At 68.2% G+C, this 24,025-nt stretch carries 15 protein-coding genes and 1 pseudogene; 5 read left to right on the plus strand and 11 right to left on the minus strand.

Annotation, left to right across the window (positions count from 1 at the left end; all coding sequences use genetic code 11):
• Positions 1-43: 43 nt before the first annotated feature.
• Together IEX33_RS10515 and IEX33_RS10520 are read right to left on the minus strand one after the other, a co-directional pair.
• Positions 44-286 (minus strand): hypothetical protein, encoded by a 243-nt coding sequence (locus tag IEX33_RS10515; RefSeq protein WP_188729916.1) that lies wholly within the window; start codon positions 284-286, stop codon positions 44-46.
• Positions 287-398: 112 nt separating this feature from the next.
• The gene (locus IEX33_RS10520) at positions 399-848 is read right to left on the minus strand and encodes a hypothetical protein (RefSeq protein WP_188729918.1); all 450 of its coding nucleotides are present in this window, start codon (positions 846-848) and stop codon (positions 399-401) included.
• A gap of 464 nt (positions 849-1,312) precedes the next feature.
• Between IEX33_RS10520 and IEX33_RS10525 the strand changes: the two genes are divergently transcribed.
• The 3 genes from IEX33_RS10525 (at position 1,313) to IEX33_RS10535 (ending at position 3,501) form a co-directional block, all read left to right on the plus strand.
• Complete coding sequence (locus IEX33_RS10525; protein WP_188730154.1) at positions 1,313-1,840, plus strand: DUF421 domain-containing protein; 528 nt, start codon at positions 1,313-1,315, stop codon at positions 1,838-1,840.
• A gap of 95 nt (positions 1,841-1,935) precedes the next feature.
• Complete coding sequence (locus IEX33_RS10530; protein WP_188729920.1) at positions 1,936-2,523, plus strand: ion transporter; 588 nt, start codon at positions 1,936-1,938, stop codon at positions 2,521-2,523.
• Positions 2,524-3,054: 531 nt separating this feature from the next.
• Positions 3,055-3,501, plus strand: coding sequence for a hypothetical protein (locus tag IEX33_RS10535; protein WP_188729923.1), 447 nt, complete (start codon positions 3,055-3,057; stop codon positions 3,499-3,501).
• Positions 3,502-3,635: 134 nt separating this feature from the next.
• Here the strand turns inward: IEX33_RS10535 and IEX33_RS10540 are convergent, their stop codons facing one another.
• From IEX33_RS10540 to IEX33_RS10565, 7 genes and pseudogenes are all read right to left on the minus strand, one after another.
• Positions 3,636-5,114 (minus strand): mannitol dehydrogenase family protein, encoded by a 1,479-nt coding sequence (locus IEX33_RS10540; protein ID WP_188729924.1) that lies wholly within the window; start codon positions 5,112-5,114, stop codon positions 3,636-3,638.
• 7 nt (positions 5,115-5,121) lie between these two features.
• The gene (locus IEX33_RS19480; RefSeq protein WP_308421971.1) at positions 5,122-5,670 is read right to left on the minus strand and encodes a PfkB family carbohydrate kinase; all 549 of its coding nucleotides are present in this window, start codon (positions 5,668-5,670) and stop codon (positions 5,122-5,124) included.
• Positions 5,671-5,821: 151 nt separating this feature from the next.
• A pseudogene (locus tag IEX33_RS19485) lies at positions 5,822-6,127 on the minus strand (PfkB family carbohydrate kinase); the annotation flags it as partial.
• Between the two features lie 59 nt (positions 6,128-6,186).
• A complete protein-coding gene (locus tag IEX33_RS10550) occupies positions 6,187-7,245 on the minus strand; it encodes an NAD(P)-dependent alcohol dehydrogenase (RefSeq protein ID WP_188729927.1) in 1,059 nt (352 codons plus the stop codon).
• Positions 7,246-7,287: 42 nt separating this feature from the next.
• Entirely contained in the window at positions 7,288-8,220 is a 933-nt protein-coding gene (locus IEX33_RS10555; RefSeq protein WP_188729930.1) for a carbohydrate ABC transporter permease, read from the minus strand.
• Positions 8,217-9,185: a carbohydrate ABC transporter permease gene (locus tag IEX33_RS10560; protein ID WP_188729932.1), complete on the minus strand. Its 969-nt coding sequence runs from the start codon at positions 9,183-9,185 to the stop codon at positions 8,217-8,219. The genes IEX33_RS10555 and IEX33_RS10560 overlap by 4 nt, the downstream gene beginning before the upstream one ends.
• A gap of 20 nt (positions 9,186-9,205) precedes the next feature.
• A complete protein-coding gene (locus IEX33_RS10565; RefSeq protein WP_188729934.1) occupies positions 9,206-10,558 on the minus strand; it encodes an ABC transporter substrate-binding protein in 1,353 nt (450 codons plus the stop codon).
• Between the two features lie 277 nt (positions 10,559-10,835).
• On the opposite strand from IEX33_RS10565, the gene IEX33_RS10570 reads away from it, so the two are divergent.
• The gene (locus tag IEX33_RS10570) at positions 10,836-11,762 is read left to right on the plus strand and encodes an AraC family transcriptional regulator (protein ID WP_188729936.1); all 927 of its coding nucleotides are present in this window, start codon (positions 10,836-10,838) and stop codon (positions 11,760-11,762) included.
• A gap of 220 nt (positions 11,763-11,982) precedes the next feature.
• On the opposite strand, the gene IEX33_RS10575 is transcribed toward IEX33_RS10570, so the two are convergent.
• Positions 11,983-15,633 carry a hypothetical protein gene (locus tag IEX33_RS10575; RefSeq protein WP_188729938.1) on the minus strand — a complete coding sequence of 1,217 codons (3,651 nt, stop codon included), beginning with the start codon at positions 15,631-15,633 and terminating at the stop codon, positions 11,983-11,985.
• Complete coding sequence (locus tag IEX33_RS10580; RefSeq protein ID WP_188729940.1) at positions 15,633-22,337, minus strand: DUF6603 domain-containing protein; 6,705 nt, start codon at positions 22,335-22,337, stop codon at positions 15,633-15,635. Before IEX33_RS10580 ends, IEX33_RS10575 begins: the two co-directional genes overlap by 1 nt.
• A 667-nt stretch (positions 22,338-23,004) precedes the next feature.
• On the opposite strand from IEX33_RS10580, the gene IEX33_RS10585 reads away from it, so the two are divergent.
• Complete coding sequence (locus tag IEX33_RS10585; protein ID WP_229675323.1) at positions 23,005-24,012, plus strand: SDR family NAD(P)-dependent oxidoreductase; 1,008 nt, start codon at positions 23,005-23,007, stop codon at positions 24,010-24,012.
• Positions 24,013-24,025 lie beyond the last annotated feature (13 nt).

Genomic DNA, 24,025 nt, shown 5'->3' on the forward strand with positions numbered 1-24,025 from the left:
CGGCCCGGTTACTCCCGCTGCCTGCCGGGCGTCCTGATGCCGGTCAGAGGACGTTTTGTCTGGAGTTGCACTGAGCAGCGTGGACAGTAATGGCGATGCTGATCATGAAGCTAAGGAACAAAGCCAGGAACCCGACCGCGACGGCAACAAAGTAGCTTGCCGGATCAGGTACGGAATCGACTACCGGTTCCATGTAGAACCAGATCGTGGCACCGGCGCTAACGCCCAAAACTGCAATCAATCCGGTAAGAACCCAGGCTGCAATTGCAACGATGATCAACTTCATGACTCCCCCAATCCGGGGCCTCCCCCGTCGTTTAGATCCTAGCCGTGCGGGTACTGCCAGCAAGATGGGCCCCATTGGGGCGTTCCCTGGGGTCGGGCTTACCACCCATATGTCATGTATGCGAGTCTTCTGCCTCGGATACGCGCGCGTCTTTGCGGATGGACCAGCGCCCGATCGCTGAGGCCGCACCGACGGTCGCCCAGAGCCCCAGCCACCCGGGGTGCCATCCGAAGCCGAGCAGCCCGGCCACGGCCCAGAAAGCCAGTGTCGGCACCACAAAGAACGCCGCAATATGGATCCACTGTTCAAGTACCGGGCGCAGCAGGTAAGCCAGTACCCACGCCAGGGGCGCGGCGAACACCAGGGCTATCCCGTACCCGTAGAAGGCCAGGGAGAGTCCGGCGCCCCAGAGGTACCCGGCATCTTCGCCGTCCCGCACCGTCGGCACACCAAGCACGAAGAGGGCAACGGTGAGCATGGCGCCCACCCAGAGCGTGGTGGCGATCAGCCAGCCCTTGATGAACGAGGAGGCGTCGAGGACGACCCGCTGCTGTCCGCTCATCCCCCAGCTCATTTTGCGGCGAGTTCTTTGCGGCGGAAGGTCCCCGCGACAGAGAGCTTTCTGCCGTACCCGGTGGACCAGCATTGAAGGAGGTGTACGGCCAGGCGCAGGACCAGGAAGTCCGTCCGCAAGTTTCGAATGTGCACAAGCGGCTCCGCGGCCGCGTCCCCCAACGTCATGCTGCCAGCCTATCTGTCGCCCGGACTGGGGCTTGCCTGTCGGCGTGAGTGAGGAACGGACAGGTAGCCGGACCCATCGTCCGAGTACATCAGCAGCACTCCATCCTTTGTGAGAGGGCTTCAAACATGAGCTCCTGCTTCCTGCCACGGCACCCCCGGTGTGATAGCGCCGCCCCATGGCACGTTGGAAACGGCTAACCGAAGGGGAAATACTCAGCGTACTGTCAGTAGCGGCGTCCCTGTCCTAGATATTGGCGACTTTTCTATCGAAGGAGCATGAAGCGTATGTGGTTTGATACGTGGCCGGAAATTCTCCGTGTCCTGATCATCGGTTCGGTGTCGTATGCCGCGTTGGTAGTGCTCCTACGGGTCACGGGCAAAAGGACATTGGGGCAGCTGAACGCGTTCGACTTCATCGTGACAGTCGCCTTCGGATCCACGCTGGCGACCATCCTGCTCAATTCAGATGTCGCCTTCCTTGAGGGATTGACGGCACTCGCGCTGCTGGCGGGCCTTCAGTTTCTCGTGGCGTGGGCCTCTGCGCATGTGCCTGGAGCCAGGTCAGCTGTGACGTCACGGCCGGTGGCACTGGTGGTGATGGGGGAACTTCAGCATGCCCAGCTGCGCAGCAACCGTCTCAGCGAGTCCGAGGTGCTGCAGGCGGTCCGTGCCACCGGTTCCGGTGACCTATCTGACATTGCAGCGGTGGTTCTTGAAACCAACGGGACCATCAGCGTCATTCCCAACAGCAAACTCGGTAACGGGTCTGCTCTTGATGGTGTCCAGGACGCTCCCCGGCCCGGACATCCATGACGGACCACGAACACCCGTCTGGCGGCAAGGGCGCGCGTTTAGGAAGCGGCCGGCTTCGCCGCGCTGAAATACTGGCCCGACGGTTGGATAAACCGATGGGGATCCTCGGCGTGATCTTCCTCTTTGTAGTACTCGGCCAGCTGGTGGCCAAAGATCCCGCCATGGTCAACGCCTTCACGGTCGCGGGTTGGTTGTTCTGGGCTGTGTTCGTCGCTGAATTCCTGTTACGCGCCTACATTGCAGGTTTCAGTAAGGACTTTTGGCGGAAAAGCTGGTGGCAGGTCATCTTCCTGCTGCTACCGTTCCTGCGGTTCTTCCGGGCACTGCAGGCACTTCGGCTCCTACGTGTCGCGAGAGTCGCCCGCTACGGCTCCATCCTTTCAGCCGGCATCCGGGGTTCCCGCTCGGCAGGACGCCTTTTGACCAGCAGGATCGGCTGGCTTAGCGCGGTCACCGCGGTGGTCATCCTCGCCTCCAGCCAACTCCTCTACGTAACAGGAGAGCACAGCTCCTACGCCCAGTCCCTGTACGAGTCGGCCATGGCTGCCATCACCGGTGACGGCATCACCGGCACAAGCACCTTCTCACGCATCATCCAGGTCCTGCTGGCCATCTACTCGGTGGCCGTCTTCGCCACGCTTGCAGGTACCCTCGGAGCCTTCTTCCTCCGACAAAAGGAATGAGGAAACCGAAGTTCAAGGTCCATATCGCCCCCCTGCTGCCCGCCAATCAGCGTGGCCCGTAGCCCGGGAACGGATGTCTTTTTACGTGCCCGCAGCCGGTGGGGATGGACTTCAAGAAGAGTTACAGGCGCGTCAAGAATGACCCAGCCCCATCACGTGTGCATAACACCGGGTTGTCCAAACAGGTCAGGCACGTAGCCTGAATAGTGGAGGGCATCGCGGAGCCGGTACCGGAACCTACCGAGTGCGGGCAGGGATGGGGACCTACCATCCCGGGGCCCGGAAAATCCGGGACGCTTCCCACGGCAATATGGCCCCGGCGCAGCAGTCGCCGGCATCAACCAACACGCGAGTATGCTCTTATGCGCCCGCCGGGAAGGAACACCATTCGGCTGCCCCTAAAAGCCTGAGGTTACAGCTGTTGCGAAGACACGCAAGCTAGCAGCCGCCCTGGTGCGATTCGCCGAAGTCCCGATTGACATAGAACCCCGTACGGCCATCAGATCGACGGGCAACCCGGAAGGACGCTACATGAAAAACGCAGAACGTTTTCTCGGCGCAATGCTGGCACCAGGTATTGCGGCCCTACTTCTAACGGGGTGCACGCCCCCGCCTGAAGAGGACCTATACGCGATAGCGGTGGGGTCAGACGACGACTTTGCCGGTCTTGAACTGCGCAGCATATTCATTGTCAGCTCTGCGGAAAGCGAGCCGGGCCGTATCCTGGGCACGATCTTCAATAAGACTGACAAGAACATCGATCTTGTCATAGGGGACCGAGACGACGAGCTGCCCTTGAGCATTCCAGCTGGGGGGAAGGTGGAATTTCAGGACTCCCCGGCCGTCCTCGGCAGCACAGAAGCAAGGCCGGGCGCGCGCACCGACCTGACCGTCAAAGCTCAGGGCGACACGATGACTTTTGACGTGGCCGTACTCGACGGAACATTGGAGCAATACGCCCCCTTTGTTCCAAAATAGGTTACTCAGTCACCTGACACGAGTCGCGACCATGCTCACGCGGCGACGGAGTAAGGTACACGCCTTCCCAGTCGCCGTACATTTTTCGGCCCTGCCCGTCATACGAAAGTAACTGAACCTGTGGCGTCCTCAGGTTAAGGCTGAGAGGCAAGAGATCCAAGGGTGGCCCTGGCCCCGCCCTCGTGGAGCTTGTTCAGCGCTTCGGAGTAGGCACGGATGAACAGCTCGTTGTCTGCCAGGTCTCCGAAAACCTGGCGGTTGGAGAGGAACGCCAAGGGCTCCTGGCGTTGGCGGGCCGCAGCTGCCATCAGGGGCTCTTTGATCCGGTCAACGACGTCAATGGTGTTTCCTTGCTCATCAAGACCCTCTGCGTAACGGGCCCAGCTGGCCACTACTGCGGCAGAGCGGTGTATTTCCCCGCCCCGTTCGAGGTTCGTCCGGATGACAGGCAACAGCCATTTCGGGATGCGGTCGGAACTTTCGGCGCACAGGCGGGCGAGGGTGTCCCGAATGTGCTCATTGGAGAAACGGTCAATAAGGGTTTGCTTGTAGCTGTCGAGGTCTATTCCCGGCACAGGCTCCAGGGTCGGGGTTGCTTCTTTGTTCATGTAGTCCAACAGGAACCGGGCAAACAATGGGTCCTGCGCGGCTTCATGAGCGTAGGTGTAGCCGGCGAGGTGGCCAAAGTAGCACATGCCTTGATGGCTGGCGTTGAGCAGGCGGAGTTTCATGAGCTCATATGGTTCTACGTCGGCGACGAGTTGTACTCCGACATCCTCCAATGGAGGGCGCCCAAGGCTGAAATGGTCTTCGAGGACCCATTGCTCGAATGGTTCGCAGACCACCGGCCAGGCGTCCTCGACACCATATTCCCGCACTGCGGTCAGGCGGTCCTCGTCGGTGGTCACGGGAGTGATGCGGTCGACCATGCTGTTGGGGAAGGGGACATTGCCTCGGACCCATTCGCCAAGTTCTGGATCCTTGAGGTCAGCGAAGGCCGTAAACATCTCACGGGCAACGTCACCGTTTCCCTGGATGTTGTCGCAGGACATGACGGTGAACGGGGCGAGTCCGCGCTGCCTCCGGCGGGCCAAGGCGGCGGTAATGAGGCCGAAGGTTGTTCGAGGGGCGGCTTCCGGTTGAAGGTCGTGGACGACGTCGGGGTTGTCCGCGTTGAACTTTCCCGTGACGTGGTGGAAGTTGTATCCACCTTCGGTGACGGTGAGTGAGACGATTCGGATGGCAGGCGAAGCCATCTTCTCAATCACTGCTTCAGGATTGTCGGGGGCGAAGAGGTAGCTGGTGATGGAGCCAATGATTCCGGCCTGCCTGGTGCCGTCGGCATGCTTCACAGTAAGGGTGTAAAGGCAGTCCTGGCTGTCCATGACTTTCTTCATGCGGGCATCGCCGGGCAGGACCCCGACGCCGCAGATGGCCCAGTCATGGGCTTTTCCGGCATTCATGAGCCGATCCAGGTACATCGCCTGGTGCGCTCGGTGGAAGCCGCCGACTCCGAAATGGACGATGCCCTCTGTCAGCCTTGACCTGTTGTATGCAGGCTCGCTGACCGGACCGGGAATGCTGGACAGGGTGTAATTGCTCAGGGTTGCCATGGTGTGCCTATCCTTCGAGGAGGAACGATGGGTTTGCCAGCGGGCCCAGATCGGCCAGTCCCGGTGGGTTGGCTCCCGGCCGGGAGCAGGTGATGCCGGCTGCTTTGTTCGCGTAGCGGGCCAGGACATGAAGCTGGTCCTGCGTGATTTCTTGGAGGCGTCCCCGGCCTGCGGCACCGAGTGCGTCCAACTGCCGAAGCCCGGAGATCAGTGCGGACATGAAGGAGTCCCCCGCTCCGACGGTGTCTGCTACCTTGACCGTTTCGCCGGTGATGTCCACCCTTCCGGAGCGGCTGAGGAGGACGGGCCCGTTGGCGCCGCGGGTCAATGCCACCAGGGCCGGCCCCAGGGCCAGCCATGCGTTCATTGATTCTTCCAGGGTCCTGTCGGGGTAGAGCCAGAGCAGGTCCTCATCGCTGGCTTTGACGATGTCGCTGGCAGCAACGAAGTCCTCTGCCTGTTTCCGGGCGGCTGCTTTGTCCGGACTGATTGCCGGCCTGCAGTTGGGGTCGAAGCTGATGGTGGCGTGACGGCGGGCTCCTTCGAGCAGGCCCATCACTGATTTGCTGCCCGGGGGCAGAACCGTGGCGATGGATTCCGGTGTGGACGTGCCGGGAGCTTTCCGCCGCTGCAAGAGCCGGGATGGAGGCCCCGTTGATGTCCCAACTGATGGCGAAGGTGTAGCGGGCGGCTCCAGTGTCGTCCAGAGTCGCCAGAGCTGTTGAGGTGGGCTGGGATCCGCCGACGATTGGTTCGACACCATTGTTGGCCAGGTGCTTAGCGATCAACTGGCCGTCCGCGTCCTCGGCGAAGTGGGTGACGAGTTTGGTGTGAAGGCCCAACCGGGCGCAGCCGACGGCCACGTTCAGGGGGCTCCCGCCCGGGTGCGTCTCGGGTGCTGCATTCCCCTGGCGGGGACCTTCGATAATGTCCACGAGCGCTTCCCCGATGACAGTGACCAGGGCTTTGCTGTCGGAAAGATTCGGTTCCGGGCCGATCCCCTGTGATGACATGGCTGCTTCCTTGCAGGTCGGTGCTGGATGTGGCTGCTGATGCTTCCGGGCTACCAGGTTCAGCGGCCCGGGTAGACCACGGCCTTGAGTTGGCCGGGCTGTTTGCCTGCCGTGAGCGCCTCTTCGGACTCGGAGAGGGCGAACTTGCCGGTGACCAGGATGTCGAGGTCCACTTTCCCGTCGGCGATCAGCTGGATAGCCAGGGGCCAGGTGTTGGTATAGCGGAACACCCCGGAGAGCCAGATCTCCCGGTTCTGGAGGCAGGAGACGGGGAGTTCGACGTCGTCCGCGCCCAGGCCGACGAGGATGACCCTGCCGGCCGGGGCTACGGCCTTGATCCCGGAACGGACCGCCTGAGGTGCGCCGGACGCGTCAATGAACGCGTCGACGTCGAGCCCTTCCACGCTGTCCGTCCTGGCACTGAGCGCGTGCGTTGCGCCGTGTTCCAGGGCGAACGCGAGCCGGTCTTCGGCGATGTCACTGATGTAGATCTCGGTGGCGCCGAAGGCGCGCGCGGCCTGGGCGGCGATGATGCCGATGGGCCCGGCTCCGGCGATCAGCACCCGGCTGCCGGGCTTGATCCCTGCCCGTTCACAGGCCCAGAGACCGACGGAGAGCGGTTCGATGAGGGCGGCTGCCTCGTCGCTGACACTGTCCGGAATGTCGTAGGCGAAGTCGGACTGGATGGTCACATACTCGGCGAACGCGCCGTCCACCGGCGGGGTGGCGTAGAACTCGATGTCCGGGCAGAGGTTGTACCGACCGGCCTTGCATTGCTTGCAGGTCCGGCACGGGCGCTGGGGTTCGACGGCGACGCGCCGGCCGATGCGGACCTGGTCCACGGCGCTTCCGACGGCGGCGATCCGCCCGGAGAGTTCGTGGCCGAGGATGAGCGGGTGGTCCACCACGTAGGGGCCGATCCGGCCGTGCTCGTAGTAGTGGACGTCGCTGCCGCAGACGCCGACGGCGGCCACCTGCACCAGGACCTGGTCGGCGTCGAGTTCCGGGAGGGGCAGGGTCTCCATGGTCATCTCGCCCTGGCTTTTGAGGATGTTGGCGCGCATGGTGGCGGGCAGTACGGGACCCGTGGCGGGTGACTGGGCGGTTGTTGTTGTCATTGAAGTAATCCTTGAAAGAGTTTGATGAGGTTTTGGCGAGGGCTATTTCACGGCGCCGAGGGAGAGGCCCTGGACGAGTTTGTCCTGGGCGGCGAAGCCTGCGAACAGCACCGGAAGGGAGATCACGACGGCGGCCGCGCAGACCTGGGCGAGGAAGAGGCCCTGGCCGGAAACGAAGCCGGTGAGGAACACGGGCGCCGTGCCTGCCACCACGCCGGTGAGGACCCGGGCCAGGAGCAGTTCGTTCCAGCTGAAGATGAAGCAGATCAGGGCGGTGGCGGCGATGCCGGGCATGGCCACGGGGGCGATGATTTTGCGGAGGATGAGCAGGAGGTTGGCGCCGTCGATCTGTGCTGCCTCCAGCATTTCTTCAGGCACCTCGGCCAGGAAGGACCGCATCATCCAGACGGCGATGGGCAGGTTCATGGAGGTGTACATCAGGATCAGGAACCAGATGTTGTCCAGGGCCCCCACGGTCCGCGCGAAAAGGTAGAGCGGGAGGATGGCCGCGACCACGGGCATCATTTTGGTCGAAAGGAAGAAGAACATGACGTCGGTCCACTTCTTCACCGGCCGGATGGAGAGCGCGTACGCTGCCGGGAAGGCCAGGAGCAGCACGAGGACCGTGGACAGGATCGAGGCGGTGGCGGAGTTGATCAGCGATGGCCACGGGCTGACGCCGGACGTTTCGCCGAAGAATTCCCGGTACGCGTCCAGGGTGAGGTTTGCGGCGATGGACGGCGGGTTTGTTGCGGCGTCGGTCTCGGAGTGGAACGAGGTGAGGATCATCCACAGGACCGGGACTGCGAAGAGAAGCGCCAGCAACCAGGCTGCAATGCCGGCGGCGGTGTTGTTGCGGGTGGGGTCCATGCGTGCCTTGCCGCGGCGTGGAGCGCGGCCGGAGTTCAGTGCGGTGGGCGATGTGGAACGGGCAGGGCCGAAGTTCTGCGGTGCAGCGGGGGTGAGGGTGCTCATCGTGCTGCCTCCTTCTTGAAGAGTGAAAAGACGGTGCGAAGTGCGAAGGTGGCCACGATGATGGTGCCGATGACCACCACGACGCCGGCGGCGGATGCCAGGCCGTATTCGTTGGCGAAGTAGAACGTCTGGTAGATGGCGTAGGGCAGGTTGGCAGTGCCCAGTCCACCGGCGGTGAGGGTGAAGACCGCGTCGAAGTTCTGCACGATGTAGATTGCGCCCAAGAGTCCGCCGAGCTCCAGGTACTGGCGCAGGTGCGGCAGGGTCAGGTGCCGGAAGATCCCCCAGGGTGTGGCGCCGTCCATCTGGGCAGCTTCCACGGTGTCCATGGGACGGGACTGCAGGCCGGCCAGCAGGATGAGCATCATGAAGGGCGTCCACTGCCACACCAGGGAGAGGATCACAGCCATCATGGGTGCCTGCGAGAGCAGGTCCAGTTGCGGCGCCGCAGCGCTGCCGAACAGCGACCAAATCCAGGTCAGGATTCCGTTGATCAGCCCGTAGGTGGGATTGAGCAGGGCGTGCTTCCAGATCAGGGCCGCTGCCACCGGCACCACCAGGAACGGGGCGATCAGCAGGGTCCGGGCCAGGCCGCGGCCAATGAACTTCTTGTCCAGCAGCAGGGCCAGTCCCAGGCCGATCAGCAGGCTGATCAGCACTACGGAGACGGTGAGGAGGATGGTGGTGAAGATTGCCTGGCGCAGATCAGGGTCGGTCAGGACCGTGGCGTAGTTCTCCAGCCCTGCAAAGGCGGTCTTGTCCGGGCTGAGGCTGTTCCAGTTCATGAACGAGATGATCAGTGTGGCCACGAACGGAAGCTGGGTGACCAGGATAAGGAAGATCAGGGCCGGCAGCAGCGGTGCACGCCGTGCCCAGGCCAGGGCGCGGTCCCGTTGCCGGGCATTTTGTGAAGGTGTGGCTGCATTGCGTCCCGGACGGGAGATGCGCGCCGTTGCGGTAGTCATGATGTTCTCCTGCGGTTCGGTTAAGGCTGTTTGTACTTGTCGCCGACCTTTTGGGCGGCTTCCTGGCCCTTGGCCAGCGCGTCTGCCACGCTGCCCTGGCCGGCGATGGCGGAACTGACGCCTTGGGACACGTTTGTGCCGAGGGCTGCGAATTCGGGGATGCCCACGAACTGGATCCCGACGGCGGGACGTTCCTGCGCACCGGGGTTCTTCGGGTCTGCTTTTTCGATGGCGAAGCGTTCTGCCTCGAAGAACGGGGCGGCCTTCTGGAACTCCGCGTTTTCGTATGTGGAGATGCGCTTGCCGGACGGGACCTTCGCCCAGCCGAGCTCGGAGGCGACGAGTTCCTCGTAGTCCTTGGAGCTGGCCCAGGCAATGAACCGCTTGGCAGCGTCCTGCTTCTTGGACGCGGCCTGCATAGCCCAGGACCAAGTCCACAACCAGCCGGAAGAGGCGGTTTCCTTGACCGGCGCCTGCGCGTAGCCGATCTTGCCCTTGACCGGGGAGTCGTCAGCTTCCAGGGCGCCTGCGGCGGACGTCGCGTCGTACCACATGGCCACATTGCCCTGGCTCATGTTGTTCAGGCACTCCGTGAACCCTGCCTGTGCGGCGCCTGCTTGTCCGTGCTCGCGGACCAGCTTGGTGTAGAACTCCACAGCTTCGGTGAACTCCGGGGAGTCGACCTGGGCATTCCAGTCTTTGTCGAACCAGGTCCCGCCGAAGGTGTTCACCACGGTGGTCAGGGGTGCGAAAACCTGGCCCCAGCCCGGCTGCCCGCGGAGGCAGATGCCCTTCATGCCCGGTTCCGCGCCGTCCACCTTTGCCGCTATGTCAGCCACCTCATCCCAGGTGGGCTTGGCCGGCATGGTCAGGCCCTCGGCCTCCAGGATGTCCTTGCGGTACATCAGGAAGGAGGACTCCCCGTAGAACGGTTCGCCGTACAGTTTGCCGTCCTCACCGGTGAGGGACGCTGTGTAGGCGGGCAGGATGTCGTCCTGGTCGAATGCCGGGTCCTCCGCCACGTCGTCCAGCGGCGCCAGCCAGCCGTTGGCGGAGTAGAACGGAATCTCATAGTTGGACAGGGAGGCGACGTCGTACTGACCGGCCTGGCTGGAGAACTCCTGGCTGATCTTGGCCCGGACGTCGTTCTCCGGCAGGATCGTGTAATTGACCCTGATCCCTGTTTCCTTGGTGAAGTTATCTGCCGTGAGTCGTTGCAGGTCCTCCATCTGGGGGTTGTTGACCATCAGGACACTGATGCTGTTCGGGTCTCCGGCGGAATTGCCGCCGCCGGCACCTGCACAGGCCGAGGCACTCAGCGCAACACACAGAGCGCCGGCGGCCAGGGTCGCAGCACGCATTTTTGGGCGCATTAAGGACTCCTTTGTTCTTCAGGGGTGCACAGTCACCGCACCTCGACTGCCGTGTCGGGGTACAGGACCGGGGCGAGGACTTTGACCGGAGTTTCCGTTGTGCCTCGCTGATGTTCTTCCAGATTAGGTGGGAGGTGCAGGTCACAACTAGCGCCCTGGTTGCCGATTTCTGATACTTATTTTCCCGCCGCCACCCCGGGGAAGGCGCTACTCTGGGACCAGGACCACCAACGCCTGTCCGGAGTTCATAACCGCCCATCGCCAACGGAGCACCACGATGACCGCCGTGAATACTGCTGACGGAGCCACGGCAAGGCTCGCCGAACGCTTGCTGGGGATGCGGGCAAACCGCGAGGTCATCCCGCCTGACCCCAACCATTCGGTCCGGTGGCACCAGCACAGCTATCCCAGCCCGCTGGCACGGTGGAACTACCATCCCGAGTACGAGATCCACTTAATCCGCAAGGGCACGGGAAAGTTCATTGTTGGAGACCATATCGGCACGTTCGAGGCTGGCCACGTTGCCTTGGTGGGGTCCGGCCTGCCGCACGACTGGGTCAGTGACCTTGAGCCCGGTGAGGTACTTGAGAACCGGGATGCCGTGATCCAGTTCGACGGCAGATGGGTTGAGCAGGCGGCGGCCCTGGTTCCCGAACTGGCCGAGGTGAGGCCGCTGCTGGAGCAGTCCCAGCGGGGGATTGAGTTCCTGGGCGTTTCAGCTGAGGAGGCGGCCGCGGCCATCGAGGCGATGGGCACTTCTACCGGACTGGAGCGGCTCCAGCATCTGTTCTCCCTCTTCGGAATCCTGACCCGGGCCCCCCAGGAGGAGCGGCGCTACCTTGCCGAGGAATGGTTCAGGCCGCAGCTCGACGGACAGGCCGCCGCCGTCGTCGACCTTGTCCTGGAGTATGTGTTCAGCAACCACGCCGGCAGCGTCAAGATGTCCGAGGCAGCGGCACTGGTGGGCATGCCCGAACCCACTTTTTCCAAGTACTTCAAGCGCGCCACCGGCCAGAATTTCAGCGATCTCGTAAGGAAGCTCCGCCTGGCCCACGCCCGGAGCCTGCTGGAACGCAGCGATAAACCAATTTCCGAAATCTGCTACGAAGTCGGCTTTACCAACCTCTCCAACTTCAACCGACATTTCATGAACGACGCCGGGGAAACACCGCGGACCTACCGCCGGCGCGTCCAGAAATCCTAGTCAGCGCAGGCGTCCGTGCTCGTGGCGGCATTCGCGTCCCGTTAGCTGAGCGTAGCCCCTGTGCGCTGTGCGCAGGCCTCCAGCAGAAGGTCCGCCATTTCGCGAACAAAGCCGACCTGGTATGGGGCGCAGCGCTGACAGTCGTGACCCTGCCTGAAAGATCATCCAGGACATACCCATTGATCATGAGGACCGAGCCGATGCCGCGAAAGAAGTTAGCTCAGGCCGGGCGCCAGCCGTCGTTCACCTCACCTTCGATCGGGTGGGTGATAGCCGCGGTCAGGCCGATGATCCGTTGGGCAGGTATCCACAGGCCGATCTCTGTCCCCTGCGAGCTCGTCGACCGCACGGCCATGATCTCTGCGCCCCGCGGTGGCACCGGGGACCGCCGTGTCGGGATGTCCGGGAGCTCCCAGGAGCCGCGCAAGGGACGGCGCCTGATGGGGCCCGGCGGAAAGGTGCCGGGCAGTGTAGCGACGACCGTGAGGACATGGGGCGGTTCGGTCTCTGGATCGGCGCTGGTCAGCAGGCTGGCCACGTAGCCGCGCCCTGCGATCCGGAGCACGTCGATGATCTTCAGGGTCAGCTCGGGCCGCGGCTCGACCCAGCCTGGCACGAGCAGGGTCTGCTCCGCGACCCGTCCAAGTGGGTCTGCCACCCGCACGGTCGCCTGAACCGGCACGGACGGGTCGTCGCGGCGTCCCCAGACCAGCAGCGGCGTGCGCCCGGCCGTACGCGGCAGCCGCTGCACGACCGGACCTGCGGTGGTGTCGGGCGGGGTGGACTCATCCGCCACACGTGCGGTCGCCTCGAGCGGCTGGACCGGACCGGTGACCGCGCCCAGCGTCACCTGGACCGTATGCGACCCCGCGGGGACCACCCGGTCCGCGGCGGTGGTCGCCGTCCGGACCAGAAGCCCCGTGTTGTCTGCCCCGACCACCTCCGCGACGAGTTCGTCGAGCTGCGGCGCCGCCGGCGGCAGGACGACGGCGGTGACCACGTCCGAGGCCGGTGACACCACGCCGCGCTCGGCGGAAACGGGTACTGTGCGCTCCGGCACGGCGACGGCCCGCAGGTGCCACGGCTCCCACGAGGGCGGCAGGGCGCCGGACCAGTCCGCGGTCCAGACCCGCTGGCGAGTGATCGGGTCCAACCGCGGATCCGCCGTCACAGGGTCGAATGCGGCGCCCGCCGGAACCTGGGCCAGGGGCGGTCCCATCGTCAGGTGGTCGCGGGCCGCGAGTTCGGACCGCGTCGCGAACACCTCGAAGGCGGTGACTGGGATCGGCGAGGCCGTCTCGATGGCCACGGTGAGGCCGCCGTCGGTCTGGACGGCGGGCCGGACGAGCGGCGTGGCGGGCCGCCGCAGCCGCGGCGCGGCCACCGCCTGCAGGTGGGCGTGCGGGGGCAGGCCGCCGCCCCCGGCCGGCCAGGGCGATTCGACCCCTGTGGTGGTGACGGCCGTGACGAGGAAAACGTGGATGTCCTCGCTCCCCCGGGCCAGGGTCAGATCGGCGGCGGCCGGGACGGCCGGCACCTCGGCGGCCCGGCGGAAGCCGAGGGGGCGCTGGGCGGCGGGCGCGGCGTCGTACAGGTCCCACAGCTGCTGGAGCCGGACGCCCAGCGGAAGCGTCCGGTCCGGCGGGCTGCCGGGGGCGAGCCGCTGGCGCAGCGTGGTCTCCGAGGCCTCCCAGACGACGACCCGGTCCACGTGCGGGCCAGCCAGGCCCGACCAGCCCACCTTCACGTGGGACACGCCCTGCGCGTCAGGGGTGCTGCCCAGCGGCACCCCCGGCGGCAGCGGCGGCGGCGTGGGCACGGCGGGGACCGGGCTGCCCGCGACCGCCGTGGCAGGTTGTGCGGGCACGGGCACCCAGACGCTGGGGGCGGCGATGCCGGGCGCGGCCTGCCGGGCCCAAACCTGGACTCCCCAGCGCGAGACCGCCCCGAAGTCCAGGCCGGGTCCCAGCAAAGTGAGTCGGTAGGAGCGCGCCTCGCCGCCCTGCTCCGGGGCGCCCCAGCCCGGCGCTACCGAGCCGTCCTCGCGCAGCGGCACCACGGTCCCCGCAGACGCCGTGGCCTCGTCGCCGGTGAACGTGAGGGTATTGGCCTGCCCGAGGTTGGGCGCCGGCGGGGGCAGCGTCGGCGGCGCCCCGAACGGCGGCGGCGTCGCGCCGGTGGGCATCGGGTAGAACACCGCGCGCAGCTCTATCGCCGCGGGTGTGCGCTGCGTCCACTCTGTGGCCAGGTCCATGGTCAGCAGCGACGGACAAACCGGGGAGCCCGCATACGTGGCCAGGAGCGTGAGATGCGTGAGCCGCGGCGGCGCCACACCCGGCGAGGAGGTGGTCAGCTCCACGTCCTCCCAGCGCGACCAGACGCCGAAGATGTCGCACTGCGCCACCGCGTACCCCCGGTCGACCGACCCGTCGACGGGCAGCTCCTGGTCGCCCTGAACGACCTTTGGCCTGTCCGCGCCGGCCAGGGTGGTGTCATCGGCGTCGGGGCGGGGGATGGCCCGCGGCTGCGACCCGCCGAGCAGCCGCCCCGGCATCAGGTCCTCGGCAGATCCCCCGCCGTGACGCCAGCCGGCGAAGGCGTGCGCGACCGGCCCGGACATCGTCGCCAGGCGCGGGCCCGGCCGCCAGCTGACCTCGATCGCCTCGCGGAACGGCCCGTCGGGGAGCGCCGGCGGCAGCAACGCCGCCCGGGCGGCCCGCAGGTCCACGACCGGCGGCACCACCGCGTGCCGCTGCACCGGCGGGATGTACGCGGCCGCCTCGACTCCGTCGCCGAGGACCGAGCGCCGGTAGTGCCCGGTGACGAGGTACTCGAGCTCGCCCTGCCGGCCGGGCATAAGCTGGGCCAGGTCGGCGGCCCGGTAGGCGGTGCCGAAGCCCGTCGCGAGGTTCCCCGCAGGGTCGGTGCCCGCGGCCAGCAGCAGGAGGGCTAGCGGCTTGAGCCGGGCGGTCGCGGGCTGGTCGGCGGCGGTGCCGTCAGCGCGGGAGGGAGGGTCGACGGCGCGCCGGTCCTCGAGCGCGTGCTGGTCCGTCTCGGCGGTCCCGGACGCGTAGAGCGGGCGCAGCTCGGGCAAGAGGAACGTGCGGGTCTCCTCCACCAGCCCGTCGGGGTCCGCGGACATCCACGGCGGGGCGGCCCTGCCGGTCTCAGTCACGGGGTACCAGCCGAGCGGCACCCCGGCCCGGTCGATGCGCTGGGCGGCGGCCTTCGGCGGGGCGGCCGGCGCCACGACGAGGCCCTGCTCGTCGGGAACGTACTCGCCGAGCTCGTGGCCGTCGACCGGCAGGCCGACGCGCTCAAGCGGCTGCCAGTCGTCGGCGTCGACCACCTCCTGCACGGTCTGGATCCGCACCGCGAGCGCGTGCGCATTGACCAGGACCGCGTGGGTGGCCGCACCCGCGCTGGCGGTAAGCGTCACGGTGGGGCTGCCGGCAGGTGCCACGGCGGCGGTGCCGACGGCGCCGGCCGGGTCCAGCCCGGTCCGCAGCAGGAACAGCGCGACCGGCCGGGCCGGGTCCTGCACCTGGCACCGGACCTGCACGTGCGCGGCCTCCTCACCGCCCCACCAGACCAGCTCCCCCTCGTCGACGGGGACGCCGATTAGCTCGGCGTTTCGCAGCCGGCGGTCCCGCACCGGCCGGCCCCACACCATGAACGCATCGCGCGGCACGCCCAGGTCTGCGGAGCACCCCCAGGCCAGCCGGGTGTCCGGGCCGCGCTCCTTGAGCCGTTCCAGCAGCGCGTCGTCGATCCCCTCGCCGTGCCCGGCCCGCAACATGCGGCGGGCGATGTCCAGCCAGTCGAGCCGTGCGCCCACGGCCCGGAACTTCCTCACGTCGTGCGTGCGCATCAGAACTCCACCTCCCACGGTGCCCCTGTCAGGGTCACGTCGACGATCGTGACGGCCCGGCCCGGGTCGGACGCGAGCGGGTCGGGGGCCTGCACCAGTTCGAGGGTCAGGCGCCGGCCGCGCTGCCCCGCGGCCAGCAGCACCATCGCCCGGGTGCCGCCCGGCCCGCGGACCACCCGTCCGACGCTGGCGGCGGCCGCCGGGTCCGGGGGCGCTGTGGTGGGCCGCACGTCCAGCCAGGTTGCCGGGCGGGCGGCCCACCACGCGTGCGAGGGGTCGACGCCGTCGGGCGGCGAGCTCAGCTGGACCGGCATGACGCGCTCCCGCACGAGCTGCTCGGAGCACTCGACGACGACGGCGAGCGGCTGCGGCACGGCGTCGGCCGACCACCAGACCTGCACCGCCGGCGCGGACGGCGTCTGCGGGACGGGCAGCCCGGCCAGCTGCACGGCGTCGTCCCACTCCCGCCCGGTCGGCCTGTCCGGCAGGCCGGCCAGGGGGGCGGCGTCGCGGACCACGCGGTGATCGATCGGCGCCGGCGCGATCCACGAGGCCAGATGGTCGGGGGCGTCGAAGCGCGAGGTCGTGAAGTTCGCCCGGTGCACACGCTTCCGTGGCCCGGCGCCGCCAGCCGGCACCGCGTGGATGTCGAGCAGGTAGTCGGTCAGCGGCTCGAGCTCGTACGCCAGCACGATCTCCTCCACCTCGCGGGTGACGTGCCCGGCCCCGATGCACTCGAGGGCGTCCACGAGTTCCCCGACGGCCCGGTCCCATGGCGTGAGCACGACGGCGTTGGCCTTGGGCTGCAACGCCGACCCGGCAGCGAGCACCGCTTCGACCGGCAGCACGAGCGCCTGGCCGGGGGCTCCTCCGCCGGGCGGGGCTGGGTGGTGGCCGGAGGCTGCGAGCACGGTCACCTCGAGCCGGTGGTGGTAGGCATCGAACAGCCGGAGCACGTTCTGGGTGGCGAGCGTGACCCGCAGCGGCTCCCGGCAGAACACGCCGGCATCGCCCATCCCCGGGTTGGTGTCGAGCAGCCACGGCCCCAGGTCGGCGGGGACCTCGGATGCCGGGGCGGTCGCGAACCGGAAGGTCTGCGTGTGTTCGTCGGCGAAGGACGGTGTCCGCGTCGGCACCTCGTCGCCGGTCTCGACGTCGTATGTCCAGCTCACGGCGACATCGTAGGTCCGCCCTGGCTCGAGCAGGGCGTGGTCGGAGGGGTCCTGCGTCAGGCCGGTCTCGAGCGCATCCCGGTCGCGGGAGACGATCGTTTCGTCGTACTCGTACCGGCGCACCTCGGCCCGGGTGAGGCCGGCGGCCGCGACCACCCAGTAGCGCTGGGCGCGGATCCGCTGGCCGTGCTCCTGGCCCCAGCCGACGACGACGGCGGCCGCACCTTCCGGCAGCTCCTCCCAGCGGATCAGGGCGGGCATCGGCCGGTCCCGGTCGGACTGGGCGACCTTCGCCGCCATTCGCCCGGCCAGCTCGACCGGTTCGGCCCAGGGCCCGTCGTGGGCGACCCAGCGCTTTGGCAGGGGGTTTGCGGGGCCGACCATCGCCGCCCAGTCCACCTCGCGGCGGTCGAGGGTCTCCCCCGTCCCCGAGCGGACCTCGATGAGCAGGGTCCGGTGCTTCTCCCGGGGAACGAGCAGCAGCAGGTCGAACGCGGCGAGGTCCTCCCCGAGCGAGAACGCGACGGCGTCGGCCAGCGGGTCGGGCCGCCAGTCGGCCTCCTGACGGGCCCGCTCAACGAGCTCCCGGTCGGCCTGGCTGCCGGTCAGCGGCTCGCCGTCGGTGCGCACGGGCGAGGCGAGGATGCGTCCCTCGCAGCCCTTGAGCCGGCCGGCCTCGGGGTCGGGGCTGCGCTCGAGCCAATGCCCAGTGACGTCATTGACGGTGGCCCCGGCGGCGAGCAGCCCGGCCAGCTCGGCGTAGGTGGCGGCCCCGGCACCCGCCCAGGTGGTCGGGTCAAGGGGGCCGTTGTCCTGGACCCAGCGGCTGAACGGGTCCTCGGGCGGGGTACGGTCGGTGGGGCAGGCGACGGCGTCGCCGGCCACCTCGGCCGTGGATCCGCCCGCGAGCAGGTCGGCCGCCTCGTCGCCCGTGCGCCACGGTTCGGTGACCCGCAGCCGGCGCCCGGCCGGGGAGGTCCGCAGGAGCCCGTCGGGGTCCGGCCACAGCACCGGGTCCAGCCGCCAACCGGTGGCGCTGGGCCCGAGCGCCTCACCCAGGAAGGTCCAGAGCTGCGGCTGGGGCGGCGCGGCCGGGCGGCAGACGGTCCCCCAGCGGTGCTCGACCTGCTCGCGCAGCACCTCGCCATACGTGACGGTGCTGGTGAACGGCGTCGGCAGCCAGTGCAGCAGGGCCAGCGCCGGCGGCTCGGCGGTGGACGAGCCGGGCGCCGACGCGCTCCACCAGACCGACGGCGTCGTGCCCGCGGTGAGGGCGCCGCTGAGGGTGACGCCCGTAACCTTGTAGGCCCACCAGCGTTCCCCGATCCGGCGCCAGGCGCCGGCGCCCGCCGCCCCGGTCGAGCCGAGCGGTGCCTGGCCCAGCACGCTCAGACCCTCGGCGTCGGGGGCCACCTGGAACCTGAGCACGGGGACGGCATCAAGCGGCACGGTCGGCACCTCGCCGTGGGCAATGGCACCGTCCACCCCGGCAGCCTGGCCGACCGTCGAGTCGGCGGGCCGGCCGGCGGTGCCCTCGAGCAGCGCCGGCGTCCGTCCGGCCAGGGACAGGCCGGCTACGAGGTCGCGCACGGGCGGGTCAGGGTCCGGCTCGTGGCCGATGGTGAGCTCGACGCAGCCCTTGACGCTGAAGAAGAAGAAGTCGACCCGGCCGCAGACTTCGCCGTGGACGTACGGGTCGTCACGGGGCACGCCGTCCTCGATCCGGGTGCCCACCATGAGCGTGAGCTCGGCGCTCACGCCGATCGAGACGATGAACAGCCGCAGCTCTCCCCGGACGTAGACCTTGCCGGCCAAGAAGAACGGGTCGAAGCCGAGCACCGCGTCGAACCCCGCCGCCGCCTCGACGTACAGCCTCGCCGCCTTGGAGCCCATCAGCACGGCCTGGATGTGGAAGCCGGTGGCTACGGACAGGCCGGTCGTGGCGGGCAGGGGCGGGATGGCGATGCCGTCGCCGTGCACCATGAGGTAGCCGGTGCCCGTGAACACGTCGAGGACCTTCACGGTCACCCGGTCGTCGTAGGAGCCGAGGTCGACCAGCCACTTCTCCGGGTTCCGCGCGTCGAAGAAGGCGGTGACGGGGACGTGGATGCGCAGGATCCGCTCGACGGCGTAGTCCGCGACGACACCGACTGTGATGGTGCCGGCACCGAAGTCGATGTCCAGCACTGCCAGGAAGGTGGCCTCCTGGGTGGAGCCCAGGGCCGGCGGGAGGCTCAGGACGTCCGCCTTCATCACGAGCAGGAGCCGGGGCCCGGGGACCTCGATCAGGAGGATGCCCTTGAGGTGCAGGATGAACCCGCCCTCGGTGGTCCCGAGCAGCAATCCGGCCGCGACGGCGAAGGAGCCGGCTCTGTGGGTCCAGCCGTCCGGATGCATCACGCTCTTGCGCGGCGGGGCGAGCTGCGCCATGAGCCAGTCGAGCGCCGGGACCCGCGCCGCGGTGTTCTCCAGCCGGCCGTAGTTGACGCCGACCCCGCCGAGCAGCCCGTACAGGGCCAGGCCCGAGTTGCCCAGCGGGAGGGGCGCGGGGAACTCGACCTCAACGCCGATCAGGAGGCCGGTGACGCCGGCCTTGGTCTCGATCGCGAGGGTCGCGGCGGCGCGGATGCCCAGCGGCACGATGGTCAGGTCGAACGCCGCCTTGAACCCGGCGCCGGTAAGCTCGATCGAGCCCGCGCCGTGGACCGTGCCGGGGATGTCAAGCGTAGCGCCGAGCTTGGTCAGCTGCGGGAGCTCGACGGCGTCGAGCCTCGCCCGGACCCGGATGGTATCCACCGTCACGGGGCCCAGCGGGACGTCGATGCCGGCCTCGACCTCGAGGTAGGTCGGGTTGTCGCGGCTGACGCGCACGCCGAACACGCGCAGGATCTCGTCCAGCGGAGGCGTGGCGACCAGGGAGCCGGGCTGGATGTCGAGCTCGTAGCCCCGGGAGGGGTCGAACACCGGGATCGGCACGTACTCGGCCTCGCTGCCGGTGCCCCACTCCGACCGGACGCCGACCGCCTTGTAGCGGGTCCGGATCGGCCGGTCCTCCGGCACGCGGATCACGGCCAGGTCGAACCAGAACTGCACCTCCACGTCCAGCAGGACGCTGACCTGCGTGCCGCGGTCGGTGGTGGTCGAGCCGTCCGGCGCAATGATTCCGTCGCTCACCATGACCTCGGCGCCGCGCAGTGTCAGGACGCGGGTCCGTACGAGGCTGCTGGCGCCGAGGGCGACCGAACCGAGCTGGACGAGGGTCCCGGCCGCCGGGGAGAGTTCGGCTGCGCCGGCGGCGAGGGGACCCATCACGGAGAGCGCTCCAAGCACATTGAGGCTGCCGGCATCGATGCCGGCGTCCGTGTGGCGGCCCTCCCAGAGCCCGTCGAGGTCGGCCTCGAGGGCGCGGAACTCCCCGAACACCTGCCAGGATTCCCGGTCGGTGGCCAGCCGGAGCCGGACCCGGAACGCGCACAGGCCGTCGCCCGGGTTGGGACCGCGCCCGCCCAGCGGCGGCTGGCCGCCCTCGTCGAGCGAGGCCTCGATGGCCGTCTGGACGTCGAACTCGCCCCAGATTTCGAGCCGGACGAAGGTCGTCCGGATCAGCTCGACCTCCACGCCGAGGCGGCGGAAGCAGTCCGGCCGGCCGGACGCCGGGGGCTGGGGGTCACGCTGCCCGGGCGGTTGGCTGGCCGGAGTGCGGGACAGCTCGGCGCGGACGGCCACCGGAGCGGGGGCCGCGGCGGCCCGGGCCCGGGCGAGCCACCACTCCCCCGACGTCTCGGCCGGCGCCGGCGTGGGCGGGTCAAGTGGGGTGTGGTCGCGGGCGTCGGCGTGGCCGTGCGGGGTGCCGGCGGTTGCGGCGTAGCCCAGATCGCGCAGGATCTCGACCGCCGCGTCGAGGCGGCGCTGGCTGAGCTCCAGGTTGTTGGTCCGCTTCGTGGGGGTGTCGTTGCCCTCGTAAGAGGCGTAGCCGTCCACGACGAGCGGGGTGGCGCCGATGTCTGCCTGCCGAGACCGCGCCAGGTCGGTGAAGGCGTCCCCGGCGGGGGCGGCGGTCCGCCCGGACGCGGGTGCCGAGCCGGTGTTGGCCGGGTTGCGCCACCAGGCGTCGATGGTCTCGCTCGGGAAGGGGTGGTTGAACCGGAAGTAGCAGTCCAGCGTGGTCGGGCGGGCGTCCGCGGGCTGGGTGGGAGTGCCGGAGACCGCCGCGGTGCTGCCGGCTGCCACGGCTACGGTGGCCCGGGTCCCGGTCGAGGTACCGCCGGGCCACACCCAGTCGGCAGCAACCTCGGGGTCGAGCCGCACGGTCACGTCGATGGCGGTCTGGGAGACGACGACCATCCGCCCGCGCTCGGGCGTCAGCAGCCGCAGGGCGGCCGGGTTCGCCAGCGCCGGAGCGGCCCCCTCACCGGAGGCAGGCCGCAGCGCCCGGAAGGAGACCGGGCCGTGGGAGTGCCCGCCGGCGTCGGTGACCGTGACCCGCAGCTCGACAGTGCCGGCCGCGGGCACTGTCACGGGCAGCCGGTCCCCCGCGACCGTCGGCCCGCCGACGACCTCGATCCTGATGGTGTGCGGGGCCAGCCCGCCCGAGGCGTCGACGATGAACACGCTCTGGTCCGTTGCCTCGACCGCCCCGTTGGCGACCGCCGCGATGTGCCGCCCGGCCGGGCTGATGAACCGGGCCAGCACTGTCGGGGAGCCGCCGCGGTTGACGACCTCGGCACTAAAGGCGCCCGTCACGCCGTCGTGCACTCCGATCCCGATCCACAGGTCCCGGACGCCCGCCGACACGGCCAGGCCCTCGAGCCCGTCCGGGGCCACGAACAGCCGGACCTCCGGCAGGTGCAGTCCCTGCCACTCGCCGGGGACGGCTCGCGCCCCGGGTGGCAGGCCGGGCGGGTCCGCCAGGGCTGAGAGGTCGAGCTCGGCGGTGCGGAACGCGAAGCCGACCGTGTTACCCGGGCCGATAAGCGCGTGGCCCGGGGTCATGCGGATGAAGGAGTAGATGTCGTCGACGGGGCTGCCCGAGGTCGACGCCGAGCGCAGCCGGGTGCCGACCGTGGCCCCGGCCAGCTGCATGGTCCGGATGACGATGCGCGGCAGGATGAAACGGACCTGCGGGTTGGCCGGGTCGAAGACCAGCTGGCCGCGGGTGTCCAGCATCGCGCCCCGCAGATAGGGCACGAGCAGCCGGATCCCGGGCACGTCCAGGTCCAGGTGCCAGCCGCCGTCCTCCGTGCCGCCCGGGCCGGTCAGGTGGCGGCCGTACGCGATGGTGACCTGGGTGCCGGTGAGCTCGATGGGCGTGGATGACCCTGCCCCGCCCCAGCGCCCGGTCGCGGGGTCGACGCTGACCCCAGCGAGCTGCGGCACGTCCACCGCGACGGATCGGACGCTCCAGGTGCCATCCACGTCGGTGACCTCGCGCGGCGTCAGGCCGGCTGTGTCAATCGCCCTGAGGGCATTCTCCAGCGGATCCAGTGCTCCAGTGTTGCGGAGGTCGGACGGGAGATCGTCCCAGAGGCTCATGACAGAACCGTTCGACGGGAACGGTCCTCAGTGGCCGACGGTCCGCCGTCGTCCTCTGCGCCCGTGTGCAAGCGCACGCTTATTCGACACTGGATAAATGTACGCCTGGTCTGCTGGTGACAGCGTTCCTGTGGTTTGAGATTGGCCATGTCAGCTCCCCGGGCACCGTGAACGCAACGTAAAGGTAGTGGGACCCTAATGGCGTGGGCGTTACTGCGGCGTTACGTCCAAACCCGGGTCGTTGACCATAGACCTGCGGCGGCGAGTTCAGGTGGTGAGTGCAACACCTTAACTCGCCTAGTCCACTTCAGCGGGCGACGGCGCTGCAGCCCGCGGCCGGTGTGCTCCGCGCCCATCCATTCACGGGAGTCTGCCGAGGGGTCATGATGGCCCTTTCTGGGTTGGTGGAGGCCGTACATATCCAGCGAACCCCGGCGATCTCAGGGGTGGGAGTCCCTCCTGGTACCCCTCTCGACAGGGACTCCCGCTGTGCTTCTTCTCCGTGTTCCATGGATGGAGTACTGCTCGGACCAATCTGTAAGGGCTCCGCGATGCGACTGACCGGAACTGCCATCTCGGCAGGACCAAGGACGCCGACCAGATCAAGTTGCTGGACGCGCAACAGATCATTATGGCGGTCGCTGGCCGAATGAAGGATACGACTAAAATGACGCTCACTACGGCGCCTCTGACAAGACGCGGTCTCCTGTTGACCGGAGCAGCGCTTGGCGCGGGGATTCTGGCAGGCTGCACCAGCACTCCACCGCAGGACGCTCCGACGCCCGCGCCCAGGGACGCTGCGCCCGACCCGACCGGGGTACAGGCTCAGGGCGACCACTACGGAGTCGGCCTGTACAACACCCGGCAGGTCGCCGACGAGCTGATGTGGATCGACGAGAACGTCCAACCGCTCGACGGCGACAGGAAGCGCATCCTCATCACCGGGTCCACCGCCGGCGCCGGGCAGCTCGCCGCCGCCTATCTCCTGAAGCGCGGGCACACCGTCGTCGCGCACGCCCGGAACGAGCAGCGCGCCGCGGACGTGCACCGCGACCTGCCTGGACTCGAGGACGTCGTGATCGGCGATCTGCTCGACCTCGAACAGACGAGGGCGTTGGCCGGGCAGATCAACGCCCTCGGCAGGTTCGACGTCATCATCCACAATGCCGGCGAGTACGGGCTACCGGACTCCGACCTGCTCAACTCCAACTCCCTCGCGCCGTACCTCCTCACGGCGCTGGTGACCCCGCCGCGGCAGTTGAGCTACCTCTCTTCGGACCTGCATCTCGGCGGCGGCCTGAGGCTCGACGAGGTGCGGTCGGGTGAGGGTATCGGCTACGGCGACAGCAAGCTGCACATGGCGATGATCGCAACGGCGGCGGCCCGCCTGTGGCCCGACCGGCAGGTGAACGCCGTCGCGCCCGGCTGGATCCCCACCCTGATGGGCTTCCACAACGGCAACACCACCACGCCCGACAGCCTGCGCGACGGCTACATGACCCAGGTCTGGCTCGCAGAGGGAGTGGAGCCCGGCAGCGATGTCACCGGCGAGTTCCTCTTCCACCAGCAGGTCGAGACGCGCGTGAACGAACTGGTGTACGACACCCGGGCGCAGGACCAGCTGCTAGCCGCCTACGCCGAGCGGACCGGCGTCGCATTCCCCACAGAAGGCTGATCTCCGGCCCCAT

This window comes from Pseudarthrobacter scleromae (genome assembly GCF_014644515.1).
Classification (GTDB): Bacteria; Actinomycetota; Actinomycetes; order Actinomycetales; family Micrococcaceae; genus Arthrobacter; species Arthrobacter scleromae.

Coding starts and splice junctions, on each gene's coding strand:
- IEX33_RS10540 (WP_188729924.1), bottom strand. CDS start 5,114: ATGGCAACCCTGAGCAATTACACCCTGTCCAGCATTCCCGGTCCGGTC.
- IEX33_RS10575 (WP_188729938.1), bottom strand. CDS start 15,633: ATGCGCACGCACGACGTGAGGAAGTTCCGGGCCGTGGGCGCACGGCTC.
- IEX33_RS10520 (WP_188729918.1), bottom strand. CDS start 848: ATGAGCGGACAGCAGCGGGTCGTCCTCGACGCCTCCTCGTTCATCAAG.
- IEX33_RS10525 (WP_188730154.1), top strand. CDS start 1,313: ATGTGGTTTGATACGTGGCCGGAAATTCTCCGTGTCCTGATCATCGGT.
- IEX33_RS10530 (WP_188729920.1), top strand. CDS start 1,936: ATGGGGATCCTCGGCGTGATCTTCCTCTTTGTAGTACTCGGCCAGCTG.
- IEX33_RS10535 (WP_188729923.1), top strand. CDS start 3,055: ATGAAAAACGCAGAACGTTTTCTCGGCGCAATGCTGGCACCAGGTATT.
- IEX33_RS10515 (WP_188729916.1), bottom strand. CDS start 286: ATGAAGTTGATCATCGTTGCAATTGCAGCCTGGGTTCTTACCGGATTG.
- IEX33_RS10565 (WP_188729934.1), bottom strand. CDS start 10,558: ATGCGCCCAAAAATGCGTGCTGCGACCCTGGCCGCCGGCGCTCTGTGT.
- IEX33_RS10580 (WP_188729940.1), bottom strand. CDS start 22,337: ATGAGCCTCTGGGACGATCTCCCGTCCGACCTCCGCAACACTGGAGCA.
- IEX33_RS10550 (WP_188729927.1), bottom strand. CDS start 7,245: ATGACAACAACAACCGCCCAGTCACCCGCCACGGGTCCCGTACTGCCC.
- IEX33_RS10570 (WP_188729936.1), top strand. CDS start 10,836: ATGACCGCCGTGAATACTGCTGACGGAGCCACGGCAAGGCTCGCCGAA.
- IEX33_RS10560 (WP_188729932.1), bottom strand. CDS start 9,185: ATGACTACCGCAACGGCGCGCATCTCCCGTCCGGGACGCAATGCAGCC.
- IEX33_RS10585 (WP_229675323.1), top strand. CDS start 23,005: ATGACGCTCACTACGGCGCCTCTGACAAGACGCGGTCTCCTGTTGACC.
- IEX33_RS10555 (WP_188729930.1), bottom strand. CDS start 8,220: ATGAGCACCCTCACCCCCGCTGCACCGCAGAACTTCGGCCCTGCCCGT.
- IEX33_RS19480 (WP_308421971.1), bottom strand. CDS start 5,670: ATGGGCCTGCTCGAAGGAGCCCGCCGTCACGCCACCATCAGCTTCGAC.